Source organism: Roseomonas sp. TAS13, from assembly GCF_001950415.1.
Classification (GTDB): domain Bacteria; phylum Pseudomonadota; class Alphaproteobacteria; order Acetobacterales; family Acetobacteraceae; genus Roseomonas; species Roseomonas mucosa.
Window position 1 is genome coordinate 1 of sequence record NZ_BDLP01000544.1, and the last position, 2,132, is coordinate 2,132.

General features: G+C 66.7%; 4 protein-coding genes. All 4 read right to left on the reverse strand.

The annotated features are described in order from the left end of the window. The coding region (locus ROTAS13_RS23385) for a nickel/cobalt efflux transporter (RefSeq protein WP_139323533.1) at positions 1–790 on the reverse strand (790 nt) is incomplete at its 3' end. A gap of 10 nt (positions 791–800) precedes the next feature. Next, positions 801–1,079, reverse strand: a complete 279-nt coding sequence (locus tag ROTAS13_RS23390; protein ID WP_075823571.1) for a metal-sensing transcriptional repressor — start codon at positions 1,077–1,079, stop codon at positions 801–803. Between the two features lie 216 nt (positions 1,080–1,295). After that, entirely contained in the window at positions 1,296–1,781 is a 486-nt protein-coding gene (locus ROTAS13_RS23395) for a hypothetical protein (protein ID WP_075823572.1), read from the reverse strand. A gap of 20 nt (positions 1,782–1,801) precedes the next feature. Then, on the reverse strand, positions 1,802–2,132 hold a 331-nt coding region (locus ROTAS13_RS23400), incomplete at its 5' end, for a hypothetical protein (protein ID WP_216348734.1).

Consider the following 2,132-nt stretch of genomic DNA (forward strand, 5'->3'; position numbering starts at 1 on the left):
CCTCAAGAAAGGGCGTGAGCCAGTTGTCCAGGTCACTGCCACCACCGCGGATGCCCATCGCCCCGCCTCCTGCCGCATCACCCAACAGATAGGCAACAGCACTACCGTTCAAAGTGCCCAGGTAGTGGTAGTCGTGGGTATGCCCGCCGTGGCCGAGGCTGACCCGCGCGACGAACTCGTGTGGCTCGGGGATCTCCGCCACGCTTTCGAGGTAGCCGCCCCGGTCCACGAATGCGAACGTCTGCCGAGCGCCACCGGGACGTTCAGTGACAACCGTCACGTCCCCAGCTTTCCAGCCGTGGCCGGTCTCGAAGCGGATGCGCCAACGCGGCGGAACCCCGTCCTCGAACACCTCCAAGGCCATGATGCCGTGCCCGGTATCGATCTTGCGGACTTCCTCACCATGGTGGTGATGGCCGTGCGCCTTTCCGGCCTTCTCAAGCCGCTGGTCCTTCCAGGTGCGCCACATCATCCAGGCGGCAACCCCCGCCACCAGCACGGCAGAGGCGAGCTGTAGGTAAGGTTCGGTCGCTTCCGAGTTGAAGTCGCGGCCGATGTACTGGCCGCCCAGGGCGACGATCCAGACAACCGCCGTGTGCGAGATAGCAGCCGCCAAGCCGAGCAGCACGGCTTGGCCGATCGTGCCCCGGATGGCGATGATGAAGGCGGCCATCATAGTCTTGCTGTGGCCCGGCTCCAGGCCGTGCAGCGCGCCGAGCAGAATGGCGGTCGGGATGAATAGCCAGGCGTGAGCCGTGCCCTGCTGGAGCAGGTCGGAGAGGGAGGTCATGGGCGCGGTCTCACAGGTATTTCGTAATCTGCTTGAACTCGTCGATCGGTGCACGATCGGCGCGGGTCACGCCGCCGACCACCTGTTCCAGGCAGTGGTCGAGGTGGTCGTGGATCAGGGTGCGCTTGGCGTTGCCGATGGCGCTTTCCACGGCATGGAGCTGCTGCGCCAAGTCAAGACAGGGACGGCCCGCCTCGATCATCTCGATCACGCCCGCCAGGTGCCCAGCGGCGCGCTTCAGACGCTTGGTGATCTCGGGGTGGCTTTGATGAAGGGGATGGTCTGCCATCCGCGTATCCTATCCCCCTGGGGGGGATAATGTCGAGCCTGCAGACAGCTTCGTATGACTGCTATGGGTCGAAGGCTGCGGTAGTTACCGATCTGGCAACTCGAAGATCGGTGCCGCCAAGCCTCGATCATCTCAATCGAACATTCGGGTCCGTTGCCACCAGTCCCCAACCACTGGCCACCACGGCGACCGATCCCGCTCCCATCGGCATCCCGCTTAAGGTGAATCCAGCTCCGTCTCATGGCGCGACTGCAAAAGATCAGGGGGCGTCCGGTCGAATACCGAACGCCGGACACGCCGCACAAGGCCGCGGTCGATCATGGCCCGGAGCTGAGGCGCGACGGAGCCCCGTGGGCTGTCGAGGTGCGCGGCGATGTCGCTGACGTGCCGGGGTTCGGTGAGGAAGGCGAGGATCCGCTCCTTGGTCGGGTGCGGGCGCAGGAGCGCCGCGGGAGGCGGCAACGCATCCAGGGTTCCCACCCGGGCATAGACGCCGTAGGCCACCCGCTCCACCAGCTTGAGGCGCATCATGGCCTGCATGTGCCCGGTAATGGTGGCCGTCCGCCGGCCCGTGTGGGCGGCGATCTCGTAGGCATGCCGCGGTTCGCTCAGAAAGGCCAGGATGTCGTCGCGCACGGGCTGCGGCCGAACAGAGCGCCGAGGAGCCGCTTCCGCGCAGGACTCCTTGTTCTGCAAGGTCATCGTCCTCTCCTTATGTTCCATCAGGCCGCGAGCCGCTCGACAATCCCGTCGATACGGCCCCGCAGCTCGGCTGCGGTCATGGGGGGAGGCGAGCGCAGCGACGTGGCCGATCCCGCCTCCTGGCTGGCGCCGATCGCGGCGAGGCTGTTGCGGCGGGCGGCGGCACTCGTCGCGCCGCCGTGTCGCTCGATCTCGGTCAGCAGCGGAAGTGCCTCGGGATCGACACTGGCTCCCGGATGCCCCTGTTCAGCGTTGCCGTCGGCAGCTCCTTCGACGGCCGCGTCCAGCATGGGACTGAGAGCGCTCACCGGCGGCTCGGCATGGGTGCCGTCTGGCCGGGGGTCCGGCGGC